Origin of the sequence: Xenophilus azovorans DSM 13620, assembly GCF_000745855.1 — a bacterium.
Classification (GTDB): domain Bacteria; phylum Pseudomonadota; class Gammaproteobacteria; order Burkholderiales; family Burkholderiaceae_C; genus Xenophilus; species Xenophilus azovorans.
The window spans coordinates 25,440-40,033 of record NZ_JQKD01000004.1 but is presented as its reverse complement, the minus strand read 5'-3'; the positions used below and the strand labels follow the sequence as shown (position 1 = coordinate 40,033).

15 protein-coding genes are annotated in these 14,594 nt (G+C 63.5%); 2 read left to right on the top strand and 13 right to left on the bottom strand.

Annotated features, from left to right (window positions below; genetic code table 11):
* Window positions 1-136 precede the first annotated feature (136 nt).
* Window positions 137-1,171: a tyrosine-type recombinase/integrase gene (locus Q392_RS01635; protein WP_038200607.1), complete on the top strand. Its 1,035-nt coding sequence runs from the start codon at window positions 137-139 to the stop codon at window positions 1,169-1,171.
* 161 nt (window positions 1,172-1,332) lie between these two features.
* On the opposite strand, the gene Q392_RS32580 is transcribed toward Q392_RS01635, so the two are convergent.
* The 13 genes from Q392_RS32580 to Q392_RS31130 form a co-directional block, all read right to left on the bottom strand.
* A complete protein-coding gene (locus tag Q392_RS32580) occupies window positions 1,333-2,580 on the bottom strand; it encodes a hypothetical protein (RefSeq protein WP_211260191.1) in 1,248 nt (415 codons plus the stop codon).
* A gap of 48 nt (window positions 2,581-2,628) precedes the next feature.
* Window positions 2,629-3,153 (bottom strand): single-stranded DNA-binding protein, encoded by a 525-nt coding sequence (locus Q392_RS31140; RefSeq protein WP_051952680.1) that lies wholly within the window; start codon window positions 3,151-3,153, stop codon window positions 2,629-2,631.
* 88 nt (window positions 3,154-3,241) lie between these two features.
* Window positions 3,242-4,312: a P-type DNA transfer ATPase VirB11 gene (gene virB11 / locus Q392_RS01620; RefSeq protein WP_038200604.1), complete on the bottom strand. Its 1,071-nt coding sequence runs from the start codon at window positions 4,310-4,312 to the stop codon at window positions 3,242-3,244.
* Window positions 4,313-4,314: 2 nt separating this feature from the next.
* Window positions 4,315-5,556 carry a TrbI/VirB10 family protein gene (locus Q392_RS31135; RefSeq protein WP_051952678.1) on the bottom strand — a complete coding sequence of 414 codons (1,242 nt, stop codon included), beginning with the start codon at window positions 5,554-5,556 and terminating at the stop codon, window positions 4,315-4,317.
* A gap of 9 nt (window positions 5,557-5,565) precedes the next feature.
* Window positions 5,566-6,393: a TrbG/VirB9 family P-type conjugative transfer protein gene (locus Q392_RS01610; RefSeq protein ID WP_082322179.1), complete on the bottom strand. Its 828-nt coding sequence runs from the start codon at window positions 6,391-6,393 to the stop codon at window positions 5,566-5,568.
* A complete protein-coding gene (locus Q392_RS01605) occupies window positions 6,390-7,211 on the bottom strand; it encodes a VirB8 family type IV secretion system protein (RefSeq protein WP_038200601.1) in 822 nt (273 codons plus the stop codon). Before Q392_RS01605 ends, Q392_RS01610 begins: the two co-directional genes overlap by 4 nt.
* Window positions 7,212-7,353: 142 nt before the next feature.
* A complete protein-coding gene (locus Q392_RS01600; protein WP_038200599.1) occupies window positions 7,354-8,307 on the bottom strand; it encodes a TrbL/VirB6 family protein in 954 nt (317 codons plus the stop codon).
* Between the two features lie 17 nt (window positions 8,308-8,324).
* Complete coding sequence (locus tag Q392_RS01595) at window positions 8,325-8,585, bottom strand: hypothetical protein (protein ID WP_038200597.1); 261 nt, start codon at window positions 8,583-8,585, stop codon at window positions 8,325-8,327.
* Window positions 8,586-8,587: 2 nt separating this feature from the next.
* The gene (locus Q392_RS01590; protein ID WP_169748273.1) at window positions 8,588-9,310 is read right to left on the bottom strand and encodes a type IV secretion system protein; all 723 of its coding nucleotides are present in this window, start codon (window positions 9,308-9,310) and stop codon (window positions 8,588-8,590) included.
* Between the two features lie 56 nt (window positions 9,311-9,366).
* Window positions 9,367-11,895, bottom strand: a complete 2,529-nt coding sequence (locus Q392_RS01585; protein ID WP_038200594.1) for a VirB4 family type IV secretion/conjugal transfer ATPase — start codon at window positions 11,893-11,895, stop codon at window positions 9,367-9,369.
* Between the two features lie 12 nt (window positions 11,896-11,907).
* Window positions 11,908-12,258, bottom strand: a complete 351-nt coding sequence (locus Q392_RS01580; RefSeq protein WP_038200593.1) for a hypothetical protein — start codon at window positions 12,256-12,258, stop codon at window positions 11,908-11,910.
* Window positions 12,259-12,282: 24 nt separating this feature from the next.
* On the bottom strand, window positions 12,283-12,705 hold the full coding sequence (locus tag Q392_RS01575; protein WP_038200589.1) for a TMEM199/VMA12 family protein: 423 nt from the start codon (window positions 12,703-12,705) through the stop codon (window positions 12,283-12,285).
* Between the two features lie 43 nt (window positions 12,706-12,748).
* Entirely contained in the window at window positions 12,749-13,393 is a 645-nt protein-coding gene (locus Q392_RS31130) for a lytic transglycosylase domain-containing protein (RefSeq protein WP_057598279.1), read from the bottom strand.
* 200 nt (window positions 13,394-13,593) lie between these two features.
* Between Q392_RS31130 and Q392_RS01565 the strand changes: the two genes are divergently transcribed.
* A complete protein-coding gene (locus Q392_RS01565) occupies window positions 13,594-14,463 on the top strand; it encodes a helix-turn-helix domain-containing protein (protein WP_082322181.1) in 870 nt (289 codons plus the stop codon).
* Window positions 14,464-14,594: the final 131 nt, after the last annotated feature.

Below are 14,594 nucleotides of genomic sequence, written 5' to 3'. Positions count from 1 at the left end.
GAGGCCGGCCCCCCGCGGCCATCGAAGGCTATAAATACGTTAACGGGCAACCGATCTTTTCCAAAATCGGCACCGCCCTCGCCATCCCTGGTCTGCAATACTATTGCGTTGCGCGTTAACGTATTTTTGAAGTCTGATGAACTCGAGCCTCTCCTTGTTCGACGATTCGCCCTCCGCCGGGGGCACGGCAGCGGGCTTTCGCGATGCGTTCGCGGCCTGGTTGGCCGACCAGCGCGGCACGGGCACGCTGCGCCGGCCCGGCGCAGCCGAGGTCTACCAGGCCATGTGGGACAGCTTCGCCCTCTGGTGCCTTGGGCAGTCCCCGCGCGTCACGCTGGACACCCTGGGCCTGGCTGAACTGCAGGCCTACCAGGCCGAGCGCTTCGGGCGCAAAGCCTCGGATCGCTCTCTCTCCCCTCGCTATGTGCTGCGGCTGATGCGCCTTATCGATCGGGTGCTGCGCCATCACGCAGCTCGCACCGATTCAACGCTCAATACGGCGGCCCCCGAATGGGTCTTGGCCAATCCCGATGTGCGCTATGCCGATGCCGAGCGCGAAGACCCGCTGCCGGAATACCTCTCCGTGGCCGAGGCGCGGCAGCTGATTGCGCACTTGTCCTCAGCCCGGCCTCGCCCTGGGCGGGATCGCAATGCGCTGGCGGCCATGAGTTGGCAGGAGGTGCGCAATCGCGCTTCGGTGGCATTGCAGCTGGGTGCGGGGATCACACCGGGCGACGTGCGGGCCCTGACGCTGGATTCGCCCGTGGCGGCCGGCTCGCGCATTCGGGGCCGGCCCTGGAAGCTGCAGGTGCCGGGCAATGGCACCTCGCAGCCGCGCGAAACGCCCATCGCGCCCTGGGCAGCAGAGTTGCTCCAGTACTGGCTGCAGGTGCGCGAGGAGGCACGGGTGGCGGGTGGGTTCCTGTTCCCTTCCACCCGCACCGGCAAGCCCTGGGGTGCGGAGTCGCAGTACGTGAGCGCCCGGCAAGTGCTCGAGGACGCGGGCATGGCATCCATGGCCGGAGGCTCGTTCCGGCTGCGCCATACCTTCGCGATCCGGCAGATGCGGCGCGGCACGGACCCCGAGCAGATCGCCCGCTGGTTGGGCGTCGAGCCACGCGAGATGAAGCGCTATGAGCACTTGCTGCCCGCGATGGTGGAGGTTGCCTGAGACCAACGCGGGCCGCGACTTGGAAGTAGCAGCGCTGATACGGTGAAGTGAACGCGGACGCAGTCAGGCCCCACGCGTCTCTCAAGGAGCCACCGATTGAAGGCACAGCTGCTCATCCGTAACCGTCATAAGCCCAGCGGAAGAACAGATATCAGTTGCCATCAGCGTCCGCGGCGCGGCCCAGAAGGCGCAGTTTGCGCCTGTTGAGGTTGCACGGTTGGGGCGGGGGTGACGCGTGCTGAGGGTATTGCGGCAGTCATCGACTTGCCCGCTGCATATGGCGTGGACTCCGTCAGCTTCGCCGGCTGCGGCGCAGAAGGTTGCGGGCGGCTCGCTGCCTGAGTCAAAGCCTGTGATTCGAGCGGGTGCATGACGCGCGACCCGGAGATAGCGGCCTCGGCGTGATTGACCGTGGCGTGCTCCCGACTACGAACCTCGTTGACCACGCTTTGCGCATCCGGTGGTTGCCAAACGGGACGGTCACGAGTGTCGCCATATGCCAGGTGATCACCGCCATGGACAACTTGCAGACGCTCGACAACCGGGTCACGCCCAAACCTCGGCTGATCGGACACCTGACTCCTAGAGAGACTCGAAATAGCTTCGCCATGGCCGCGCTCTTGGCGCTGCGCTTCCTCGGCAGCCAGCGCAGGCTGGCCATATTTCAGCGCGTAGTCCTGAATGGCAAGCGCGAGGGCCCGCGTTAGCAACTCCAAGTCCTCGGATGCCTTTTCATCATCATGAGGCCCGCCATACCTGAGGCCATCACGAATGGTCGCCACACGGCCGCCAGGGAAAACATCGGTGTAGATGTTGGTGCGGTAGCCTTGGCGGTCGTAGTAGCTGATTTCGTAGTTGGACGCATCGAACGGCAGGGCGATGTGAGCACCAAATCCATGACGCGCGGCCTCGGCTTTCATCGCCAGCCAACTATTGAGCATCGAATGACCGTCAGCAGTGCTGGCATGTTCCTTTTGCAGAGCAGCAAGCACTTCAGCTGTCACTTCCGGAACAGGATGGCGCGCCACCGGTAGCGCATCGCGGATGTCGGCGGGGATGGCATCGCGAAACCGCTGCACGAGGTTCGGATACTCGGCCAGCACGTTCGCCGGCGGAAGGCTGCTGGTTGGCAGGTTGGCTTGTCTCGCGCCTGGGATATTGCAGTACAGGGCGTTGTTCACGGCTACGTAGTGAAACCCCGCAATGGCCTCTTTGGCCGTGGCGGCGTCGGAGAAGCTGTGATTGCCCGGGTAGCTGACTTGCCACTTCCGGCGGTGGTTCGTCAACTCTTCTACGGTGGCCTTTGCCGCGAACTCTGCCAACGTCATTTCATGCGGCAGCTTGGCTTGGCCTTCCCGTGCAACGTCACTCGACCGCACGCTGCTATCGACCGTTTCGCTGCTGTGCACATGCTCGCTCTTCACTGCATGACCTTGCGCAACGCGCTTGCCAGCGTGTCAGCGGATCGCGGCCGCCGCTGGTTCGCGCTCATCGATCGGGCACGTTTCCTGGTCGCCAACCAGGCTGGAGCGCAAAGCGGACAGCATGCCTGCCACGTCAACAAGCGACACGTCTTGGCGCTGGCCGGCAGCCACGCCGCGCAGCAACGTCTCTACCGAGGCGAGCCCCTTCGCCACGTGCGGCATCGGTTCCCCCTGCGGTGCGCGCTTCAGCATCTTCAGATCGTCCAACCGCACCTCAACGCCGTGTTGCTCACGACCGTCCTTGTCGGTCCATTGCGTCGAACGCTGGCGGCCTTCCACATAGATCTCGCTGCCCTTGCCAAGATACGCCATCGCGAACTCGGCCAGCCGGTCGTAGCAGACGATGTTGTGCCACTCGGTGTGCTCGCGCCGCTCACCGGTAACACGATCCGTCCAGTACTCGTGCGTCGCCAGGCTGAAACTCGCATAAGGCCCCTTGGGCGCCTGGCCGCCCTCGGGATCGCGGCCGAGCCTGCCAATCAACTGAATCCGGTTCATGGTGCTTCCTTTCTCGGTTTCGCAGGCTGCGCCGGCTCGCCGAACTTGAACTGCGCTGATCCTTGCTCTCCTCACCTTCTCCCCTGCCCTACTTCACGACCGACAGCGCATACATCGGGTCGTAGTAGATCGCCGGCACATGGCGGCCCTGGTCCCGGTCGAATACAAGTTGGACCACCACATGCACCAAGGTGTGCAAGAGGCGCAGGATCTCGTCGAGCGCCAAGCTTCTTCCTTCTTCCGAGGCCTTGATGAGTAGCGCCACGCGCACGAAAGCCTCCTGCGGCGAGTTCGCATGTACGGTCGTGATGCCGCCCGGGTGACCCGAGTTCAGGACGTTCTGCACGTAGTAGAAGGTCTCGTCGCCGCGCAGTTCCGCCAGCAGCACCCGGTTCGGCGTCTTGCGCATCACCGCCTGCAGCACCTGCTTGGCCGTGGCGCCGACCACGCGCTCGCCAGCATGCCCATCGCGCCGATAGAACAGCGCCTGAGAATTCGGATGGTTGCGCAGCGGCATCTCCGGCGTGTCCTCCACCGTGATCAAGCGCTCCCAGGCAGGAATGAGCTCGATCAGCGCGCGAATGAAAGACGTCTTGCCACTGCCCGTCGCGCCGGACACCAGGATGTTCTGGCTGCCGCCCACGGCCCGCGTGAGAAACTGCGGCCAATCGCCTGCGCGTGCCAGATCCCAGAGCAGCCGCTGCGCGGGCTCCACCTGATCGCGCAAACGCGCTCGCTCATCTTCGCTCAACGATGGCGAGTACATGTGTCGAACGCGCTTGAAGTAGCCCTGCTCAACAAACTGAGCAAGCTCGAACGACTGGCTGGTGTGCTTGCGCAAATTCAGATAGATCATCCCGCGCGGCGCCGTCGGCGGCATCGTCATCTCGATGCGCTCCCCGCCAGGCAGGTAGGCCGAAAGGATCGGATCGCCCTCGTCGAAGGGCTTTAGCGACAGGTTCGCAAGGAAATTGCCCAGCGCCTGCAGGTATTCGAAGTGGATGACCGGTGCATCGACCTGTTCCCAGACGCCGCCCTTCCAGAGCTGAACGATGCCCGGTGCGTTGACCGCGATCTCGTTGACCCGGGGATCATCCAGCCAGCCTTGCAGCGCGCGAAGGTGCGCAAGGATCGAGACGTACTTGTCCGACGAGCCCATGCTCAACGCCCTGATGTCGGGCGCAGTTCGTAGACCGTCGAGAAGTCCACATCCCGCGCCACGAAGATCTTGATGATCTCGCCCTGGTTCTTGTAAAGGCTCGGGCGCAGCTGGCGACCCTGCGTCAGCATCTCCTCGACCACGGCTCTAGCGGTACTGTCCGTATTGCTCATCTGTGAGTACAGACCCTGCGTGCCGATGTTGTAGGTATCGCTACCATCGGCCGAGGCCCGCGATGCCGCGCGCGCGTTGTCGCGGGCGATGTAGATGTCCTTGGCATCCTCCAGCAGCGAGAAGAAGATGGCGCCGGCGAAGCGCTCGAACCACTTGTTGTCGACGTAGCCGGAGGTGCCCGCACGGCCCAGTGCATCGGTGCCCGGGGAATTGAGCTGCACCGTCACGAAGTGGGGCGTCACGGCGCGGGTCCAAAGCGTAAAGATCGCCTGCTGGCCCAACTGCACGCCTTGCGCGTATTCGCCCTCCATCGTCGTGCCCGTCTCCATCAGCACCACCTTGCCGTCCATCGACATCACGGGCGCGCTCAAGATGCATTTGAGAAAACCAGGCTGGTCGGTGAGGATGGCCGTGAGCAAGGTGCAGTCCGGCAGCGTCCCCTTCGCCAACGTCATGGAGGGGTTGCGGAAGATTCCGGCGCTCGTGCCCGGGGTGCTGGTCGCCGAGAGTGCGCTGGCCAGCGCGTTGGCGGCGGCGCCAGCCGACGACGAGGCCCCGGGCAGACTGGCGGTGGCAGCGACACCCGCATTCGTGCCCAACTGCCCCGCCGCAGCGGACACCGGCATGGCTGCGCTGAACGCGATGCCGCTCTTGCGACGGCGGTCTCGGATGCGGTCCTCCTCGGACTGCCCCGGTTGCCCCGCCTGTGCTGACTCTTCCTTCTTCGCCGCTGGCTCGGGGCAATTCAGGCCGATCGGCAGACGCACGCCGTTGGGGCACTCGACATAGTTCTGGGTCTGCAGCGCGGGACCGAGCGCCAAGGGCACCTTGACCTCCGGCGCCGCCAAAGGCCGGACCTGCGCGTCGTCCTTGGGCTTGGGCGCGGACGCCGCGCCGAAGAGGCCGAAGTAGTGGTTGCGGCTGGCAATGCCAAAGAGGATCAGCAGCGCCGCCGCCGAGGCGGTAGCGACCAGGATGAGTTTCTGACCCGGGGCCGCGGTCCGTCGGCGCTCCACCAGCCCTTCACGCTCCACTTCAGCGACCGGCGCTTCCTGCTTCATCTCGATCATGGGCGCACCTCAGTTGGCTGGCTCGCGGATCGCGCGTTGCACCTTGCCGCTGGCAGTCCCCGTGGGCGCAGACTCAATCGGCAGCGAGGGCGAGCGGTTGGTGATGCCTGCCACCAGGCCGCCACGGCGCAGCAGGAGGCGCTGCACGACCCGGTGCAGCACCATCGTGTCGGCTTCGACGTGGTAGTCCACCAGGCTCTCCGTGCCGTCCGGCTCGATCACGAAGGCCGCGGGCATCGGGTTCGCGGCGCTGAAGAGCAAGAAAGTCTGGCGGCCGTTGTCGTGCATGGCCAGAGGCTGCAACTCCTGGGGGCCCACGATCCAGTAGTCGTAGTTGAGCGTGCCTTCCTGGCCTGAGGCCTGGAGATCTGCCTTGACTTGGCGCCGCTCGGCTTCCAACTTGGCCAGGGCAACGGCCTCGGGGGTGCCGGCTTCCTGCTCCGGGTATTGGAGCCGCACCCAGTACGCGACGTTGCGGGCGGTACGCGAGGTGGTGCGCAGCTGAAAGAGATAGGCGCGCTTGTTGGTGAAGATGGTCAGATTGGTGTCTGCCCTCACGTCCTTGGGCTTGAGCACGAACAGGTTGCCGTTGATGGCAGCGTGCCAGGCATCCCGATCGCCCATGGCGAAATCCTTGATCTCTTCCTTCCTGCTGAATTCGATCGTGGTGACGACACCCTCGGCCGCGACGATGCGAATCACGTTGTCGCCGGTGTAGCGCACCGTCTGGATCCGAGCGTCGCTAGACGAAGGAATGGTTCCGACCTCGGCCCACGCCGGCCCGACAGACCCGACGCATGCCAACCCGGCCGCGAACGCCACGCCAATCAGCCTCATCGGGGCGCTCCCTGGACCATCCCGAAGTTCGCAGGAGTGACGGTGCTGGAACCGCCGGAGCCAGAACCTGCCGCGCCCGCACTACCCGTCGGCGGCGGAGCACTTCCCGGTTGGCCAAGCACTTGCGGCACCCCCTCCTGATCGCGGCGATAGTTCAAGGCGCAGAAACCGAAGGCATTGACGTACAGGTCCTTCAGCTGCGAAGGAATGTTTCCTTGGTCGTAGCGGATGGTGAGCGTCGAGATATAGCGCGTGCGCACTGGCGGCGAGACCCCGCGCGTGACGGTCTTGTCGAAGCGCACCTGCGCCACGCGCAGATCGTCCTGCTCCGTGGGCAGGAAGGTGATGCTCTGGATCTCGGCGCGCTCCGAATCCGTGGGGGTCATGGTTTTGACCGGTGACTGCGGGTTGATCTCGGGGTTGAAGTAGTTCTCCCAATCGGTGCGCACGGGTCCGCAGGACATCAGGTAGGCGGTCTTGTAGTTGGACTCGGCCTCGCCGCGCGTGAAGCCTTCCCGCGCCAGGACATAGCGCGCCACGTCCGACAGGACAATCTTCTGGTCACGCGGGCGGCCGATCTGCACGGTCTCGCCTGGCGCCTGCACGTCATAGGCACCGGTGGCGTTGTCCACGCGAATGACGGCCGGCACGATCTGCTTGAGCGGCAGCAGGAAGGTGACACTCAAGACACTGAGCCCGCACAGGATGCCGCAGGCCCACGCGATCCTGACGCTGCGCGACGCCCTGCGCTCCAGGGCCAGGCGCTGCTGGCTGTCCCAGTCCAGCGCCTGCGCGAAGTAGGCCTGCTTCTCATTCATCGAACCGCCTTGCCTGGCTGCTGCGCATTGATGGGCCGTTCCTCACCGGCGGGCCAACCTGGGGGCTTGGGTGCGCCACAAGCCGACAACAAGCCAGCAGCCAAGACACACACGGCCAGCAGAACTCGCATGTAACCTCTCCCTACTTCGACCGGATGCGCCCGAGCATCGAACGGAAATGGACCGCGCTGGTCAGGCCACTTCCGAAAGATCCGCCACTACCACCAGTCAACGATGAGCAGATGACCCCAATCTGCATGAACATGAAGAGCATCGAGATCGAAATCAGGAGGATCGGGATCGTGATTGCGGCCACGTTCAAGCCTGCCCCGCGAACACCCAACAGGTTGGCCACCATGTTCATCACGCCCGCGCCCGATGTCGCTCCGCCCAACTGAGCATTGAGCGTGCCGACGTAGCTGTTCACGATTCCGATGAACATGAAGATGAACAGCGTGGTGAACACGTGATAGAAGACGTAATACAAGCACGTGTTGATCCATGAGTAAAACAGGTAGCGCGTCTGGGTAAGCACGAGGGCAAGCAAGAAGAACGGCCCCACGGCGAGCAACAGACTCAGTCCAAGCTTCGTGTAGATGATCGCGAAGAGGGCCACGCCTACAAGCAGGTACACGGCCACGATGACGAGGACGCCCATCAAGAAGAGCGTGATGGCGGGACCGAATGCCAGTTCCTTGATAAGGTCGCTGCCAGCCGTGAACATGGCTGAGACAAGGTTCATGACTTTCTCGTTCACCTGGCCCAGTAAGTCAGGGGCGTCGACGGACGTACGGCTCATAGCCATGGTCAACTCAGACGGAAGCGCGAAGATCGGCTTGGCGACCCAGCTGAGATAGCCGCCGCCCATGATGTGCAGGACAACCATGAACCCGATGAATTTGAGAAGCCAATCCGTGATGGGCGTGGTGATCTTCCCTTCCATCATCAGGTAGCACCAGATGAGCATGCATATCCCAAGAAGGATCCAGGCAATTGGAATGACATAGTCCGAGATCCCCATCGCGGCGCCCTCATAGAAGCCGTTCAGCGCTGTCTCGAACTTGGCGTAGATGTCACCAATGACGGTGTCGGCCATGATCCTTCTCCGCGAAGTTAGAAGCGAATGTTCAGGGGCTTCCGCAACCCGCCGACTTCGTCTTGCGCACTGCACGCGCCCCCTCGAGCACCAGTGCGTTGCACCTCAGCTGAACATGCGGAATTCAGCTTCTTGAGGGGCTCCAAGTTGCCCTTGTCCGCCTCGGCGGCGATGTATTTGGGATCGAACGCCGGCGACTCAGCCGCCTCCTGCTTGCCGCAGCCGACTATGCTCAGCGCCGCCAACGCATAGGTGACGAGGGTGTAGAGGTACTGCATGGCTAGAACCTGATCCCGCCGGCGGCGCCGCGCGCCATGCCCGCATTGAAGTTGTCGATCGCGGTCTGCTGCTGCAGCCGCCGGTCCGCCTCTTCCATCGCCTGGATGGTGGAGAGCTTGATCTGCTCGTTCTGCATCCGGACGGTCTCCACCTGGATCCGGGCCTGGATCTCGTTGATGGCCTTCACGTCGGTCGAGCCGTTGATTGACTGCACGTAGGTCTGCAGGTTTCGGATGTTCTCGGACGCTTTGCGGTAGCCCATGTCGCCGATCTGCTTTTGCAGAGCCAGTTGCTGCCACTGCTGATTGCATGCCGTGCGCATCGCGGTGTCCGAGTTCAGTTCCGCGCAGCTTCGCAGCTGATTGGCACGTACGATGTCGGTCAGCGACCCGGAGATGCCCGCGAATGCCCCGCCACTGCCGCTCTTCAACGCATGGGCCGCGGCCACGTAGTCCTGCGGCAGATACTGGTTGTTCAGATCGTTGTTCAAGAGGCTGCCGAAGTTGCGCGAGCCCTGCAGCGTGTTGTAGACATCGCGCATCTGGTCGAGCTGCTGCTGCATCGATCTCAGCTGCTCGGTCCATTTGAGGATCGTCTCAACGTGATTCATGGTGGCCGGCGCATCCGCCACCACCGCCACCGCCCATTGCGCGGATGCACCGGTCGACAGACCCAGGCCAAGGGCCAGCGCGGTGACCGCAAGTCGGCGCCTGGACTTGGTCAAGTGGCCTCTCGGATGGACTACCAGCTCATCGGTTCTCGCAATGCACAGGCTCTTCATCACACTCTCCTTCGCAGAAACAAGGGCAGCCAGTCCCGGGGGGCGTCACCCACCTCTTCGATGGCCGCATGCATGACCTCGACGTTGTCCAGGCTCGCCGAGAGCACCGCCAGCATGTCGTCCAGGCCGCTCAGGTCCATGTTCACCATCACCGACTCGGCGCCTTTCTTGAGCAGGAACTTGCCGGCGTTCTCCTCGGTGTTCTTGACCAGGTGGAACTCGCGCGGCGTGAGCTTCAGCCCCTCGATGTAGTCGTCCTGCTCGGCCTGGCCATTGGGCAGGATGATCTGGGTGGGGAACTGCGACAGCAGCGTGCTGCCCAGCGGGGACTTGCTGATGTCGCCCGGCTCCTGGGTGTCCAGTCCCATGATCCCGTCCTCCTTGCGAATCGTGCGACCCTTGTTCTCGATGAAGACCTGCATCGAAGGATCCTTCAGGGCCTTCCACGCCTCGGCGATGTCGATGATGTGAGGGGCACCCGAAGCCTCCCGACCGATCTTGTGAATGAGGTAGCGCAGGATCGGGGTGCGCGCCTCCTCGATATCCAGGAAGTTCGTCATGTCGAAGCCGAAGGTGTCGGCCCCTGTCAAGTCGAAGCGGTCGGCGTCGTTGTCCAGCACCCAGGCGAAAGCGCCGCCGTCGCACCAGCGTCCAAGCGCGTGATAGAGGCTGTTCTCGCGGTGCGTCGGCAACGAATCCCTCACGCGCGCGTAGCGCCGATATCGGGGTTCGAGTTCGTAGACCTGCCGGATCGCGCGCAGCAGGTCTTCCTCGTCCTTGTGCGTCATGGCGTACCGACCGTCGAACTGCGCATTCCAGGAAAGAATGCTCAGGATGACCGACAAGTTCTCAGGCGTGGGCGGCAGCGAGAACGGATTCATTCCGGTCGGCTCACCGCCAGCGATGCGGAAGTAGCGCCCGCCCATGGCGCGGATGCAGATCTCCTCGCCGTAGTCCTTGTCGAAGCTGAAGATCTTCAGGGGCTTTTCCTGCACGTGACGCTGCTGCCGTGCCAGCAGGCGCAGAGCGAGTTTGAGCACCGTCTTGCCCCCGCCGGAGCGGCCGACGATCTTGTAGTTGCCCAACTCCTTGCGATGGGCCCGCGGCTTATCAGCGTCGTCATTGGCGGCCACCCCTTCTTCCCGCTCCGCGTTGCCGCTGCTTGGCTCTTCTTCATAGTCCAGCCGAATGCCTTGCTCCAGCAGCCGGTTGCGGCTGACGTGGTAATTGAAGAAATAGGGCCCACCCGCCACGGTTTTCAGCAGCGCAATGGGTGCCCCCCACTGGCTGCCCTGCGCATTGCCCTGCGGGTGGTTGTGCATCGGAAAGAACTTGGAGAAGTTCTTGCTGCTGATGGGCATGGCGCGGATGCGCCCGTACTTGAAGTTGCCTGGCAACACGCTGAAGTAGGTGCAGATGAGCGCCCCACCGCGCTCGCGCGAGGTGTTCATGCTCTTCTGGTCCAGCAGCGTCACCGCTGCGTTGACGTTCTGGTTCAGCGCCTTGACGGTGTCGCCGTAGACGATCAGGACCAGTTCGTGGTCGAACATGGAGAAGCGCCCGGCCTGCAGCTGGGTGCGAGCGGCCGCGACTTCTTCCATCTGCTGCGCGTTGTCGCTGGTGGACTTAATCTTGTTGTACTGGGTGCGCAGCAAGGCATCGGCCTTGTCAAAGGCCATCACGGTGACGGATTGGCTGAGCACGAACTCGAAGGGTGCCGACAGCAGGCCCTCGAAGACCTTGGCATCGAGCTGCTCGGCGCGGTACGGGGCGACCAGCGAGAGGACTGCGGCAAATCGCGATCCCGCCGGTCCCTGAATCTCCACGGTCTCGGCGCCGAAGTTCAGGGCCGCGGACTGCAGGCCGTGGCTGAGTTCGTAGGCCCCGAGGTTGATGTGCCGATCGGTATTGTTGAGCAGGCGGGCGTAGAAGCCGGCCGTGCGCGAGCAGAGTTGACCACCTTGGCCTTCCTGCCCCCCTTGCCAGTACGTGCCCAGGCGCCGCGGGTGGTAGCGCTTGAGGCTGGCCAGCAATTGCGAAGAAATCTTTGCGAGCTCGTCACGCGCTCGTAGGCGAAGCTCTGCCATGCCCTCGCTGGTACGGTTTGACAGTCGGATGCTCACCTTGTCCGCCTTGTTGCCGGCCAGGCGGTACACGGGCGAGAGGAACAGACGATTGGTGAACTGCGCCTCGTCGCCAAACTTGCCGGCGTACTGGCGGGCGAACTCGGTGGACAGGTCGTTGTCGTACGCGACGCCGGAGAAATCGAAGCGCACGCGCTGACGCTCTAGGTGAGTCCACAGGGCCACGTTCGGGCTGCGCGCGACGTTGTTGATGGCCGAGAACCATTGCTGGTTCAGGCTGTCCAGTTCCCTGTGGCCGATGGTCTCGTAGGACAGGCCATGCACGGCAATCGTCTCTGTGAGGTCTCCCTCGTAGGTGATCACCGTGTGCTCGTCGATCTGCTGCGAGTACGGCAGGCAGCTCGCCACGTTTCGCTCGGCCTGAAGCTTGGGGACGGCAGACATGACTTCGTCCTCTCAACGCCCCAGGTCGCGGGCCAGGTTCGCCCGGCTCATGTGCGGACTGAAGCTCACGACGCCGTGTCCATGCGTGTTCCTGTTGTCGGCGAACCACCGGAACCGGTAGTAGGCGATCAGGTCGCGCACCCAATATGGATTCTCGTTGGTCTGCATGACCAGCAGCAGGTGCAGCGGGAGCAAAAGCAGCGCCCAGAAGGCGAACAGGCGCATGCACAGCAGCAGGAGCATGCACTCGAGGCCGAAGATCGGCAGAGGCACGTAGGCATGCAGCACCGGCGCCTGCGCAGCCCGGTAGATCACCGCACGCTCCAGCGCCGGCTCGTCGTGGCGGGTATCAGCCTCTGACATGGGGTCCTGCCTTCGCGAACAGCGTCAGAGGTTGGAGATCCCGGAGGACGTGCTGCCCACGGTTTCCTTGATGAACTGGATGATCGCCACGATGGCGAAGGCCAGCGCCGTGGCGAACAGGACCTGCAGGAACAGGCGCTTCGGATCCTCGCGCCCCAGCCAGTTGCCGGTGGTCCAATTGAGCAGCGTGAGCAGACCCATGATGGCTCCCACCACCCCGACGATGCCGTAGAGCATGTTGAAGACGTTCACGCCTGTCTGCCGCAGCGTCTGCGCGAATGCGGGGCTGGCGGCGCACGCCACAGAGAGGCCCACAAGCCCGAGCCGGGCACCGATCGCGAGCCAGCTGGTCGCGCGACGGGTGCGCGCGTGATCAACCGCAGGAGCGACCACATGGGCGAGCGCGAGGACGGATGCGACAGTCGGGACGATGAGCTTGTTGGCCATGGGTACCTCATGAAGAGTGAGCGAATGGGAAAGGCGGTGCGGCTCAGAAACCGGCTTTGGCGCCGGGCTTCTCGAAAAGGTCCAGGGATTCGCCGGGTCGGCGCTGGGGGCTTGCCGCGTTGTCTGCCGGGGCGATCGACGCAACGTCAACCTTGACCGCTGAACTCGGTGCTGCGGTGAGAGGTGACGCGCTCGCCATAGCGATGCCCCGACCGAGTTGCACCAGCGGCGGCGCGCTGCTCATGTAGGCAAAGATGCGGCTGGCATAGTCGTCACTGATCGTGCGATCAGCGCCGCCGGAGTTGTAGCCGCGCAGCGCCGCCCAGATCGCCGCCACCCCGGTGTAGCCCGACGCCGTGGCGCGGTGAAAGAAGTTCCACAGGATCTTCTGGCCCACGGTCAGGTTCTGGCAGGCGTCGAAGGCCTGCTCCCAACTCATGCCGTACAGGCTCACGTTGCTGACGTGGATCTGGGCAAGCCCCACGGAGAACTTGCGGCCGGCGGCAGCCAGGCCTTTCGCCATGGCGACCGCCTCCTCCAGCGTTTGCGGCTGCTTCACGCTTCCTTGCGCGCGGTCCATGCCGATGGCCAGCGGCCGGCCTCCCGATTCAGTGCGTACCAGCGCCTGCATCAGCACCGGCGACACTTGCGGGGCACATTGTTCGATCAGGGCTGCCGATGGGAACATCGTGACTTTCCGATGAAATCAGCCGCGCAAGTTTTGCGAAGCTGAATACTTTCCTGGTACATTCGAGTCGAAATAAAGAAACGCTTTACACTTTTATCCATCCGTCTGGATAAAGTGTTTGTTTGTAGTGTTTTTCAAGACTCTGCGCCTGATTCGTGTCCTGGACAACTGCGTTTACAAATGGAGATAGGTCCCGCCCCATGAGCAAGTCGCCCGCCCCCGAAGAAGGCCCTCTTTCTTTGGCCGCGCACATGGTTCGTGCGCTACTGGAACGGCACGGCATCGCAAAACACCGCCATGCCGCGTTCGTGGGCGAGTTCTTCAATTTGTCTCGTGCGGCCGCACACCAGCGTGTGAACCGGAGTGCGGCCTGGACGCTGGAGGAGCTTTCTTCCTTAGCCCAGAATTTCGGGGAGACGCTCTCGGGCATCGTGGCCGCACACGCAACTTCCACATCGAAGCGCGCCACCTTGCGCATGGGCGGCGCGAACGTCGACTGCATGATCTGGCTGGCCGACGGAACACCCGACTCCAAGGTGGACACTTTCGTGGCCGTGGACAACGGGGGCACCTATCTGGTCGTGCCAATCACCACGATGTCCTCGCCCACAGCACCGGCAAATGTGCAGCGCATCGCGCGCATGGAGGTCACGTTGCAGCGCCAACCCGAGGCGACGATGCGCATCGCGGTGCTGGACGATGAGGACGACGTCGCGCATGCCCTTTGCGACCAGTTGCGCACGGCGGGCCTGAAGGCCGTGCCTTTCTCAAGATCGGCCGACCTGATCCAGGCGATGGCCAGCAGCCCCTATGACGGCTACGTGTTGGATTGGCTGCTGGCCGAAGGCAATGCGACGCCGCTCTTGGCCACCCTGCGCGCACAAGCTCGACCCCCAGCCGTGGTGCTGCTGTCGGGCAAGCTGCGCAGCGGCTCCGCCGATCCTGTCGATGTGGCCTCAGCGGCCACGACCTATCGCGTGCAGGTCATCGAGAAGCCCACGCACCTGCCGCTACTGCTCTCCGCTCTGGAGAACGACGGCCTGCATAGGGTGCGCGAGACCCGAAGATAAGTCGTCATGGCAATCACGAATTCCTCGCCATCCAAAGTTATCGAGCGCCGCTGACCCGAATGAATGTTCGACAGTTGGGGTCGACGTAGCGTCTCTGGGTCACTCTGGTCAGCGAGATTCCGTTCTGGAAC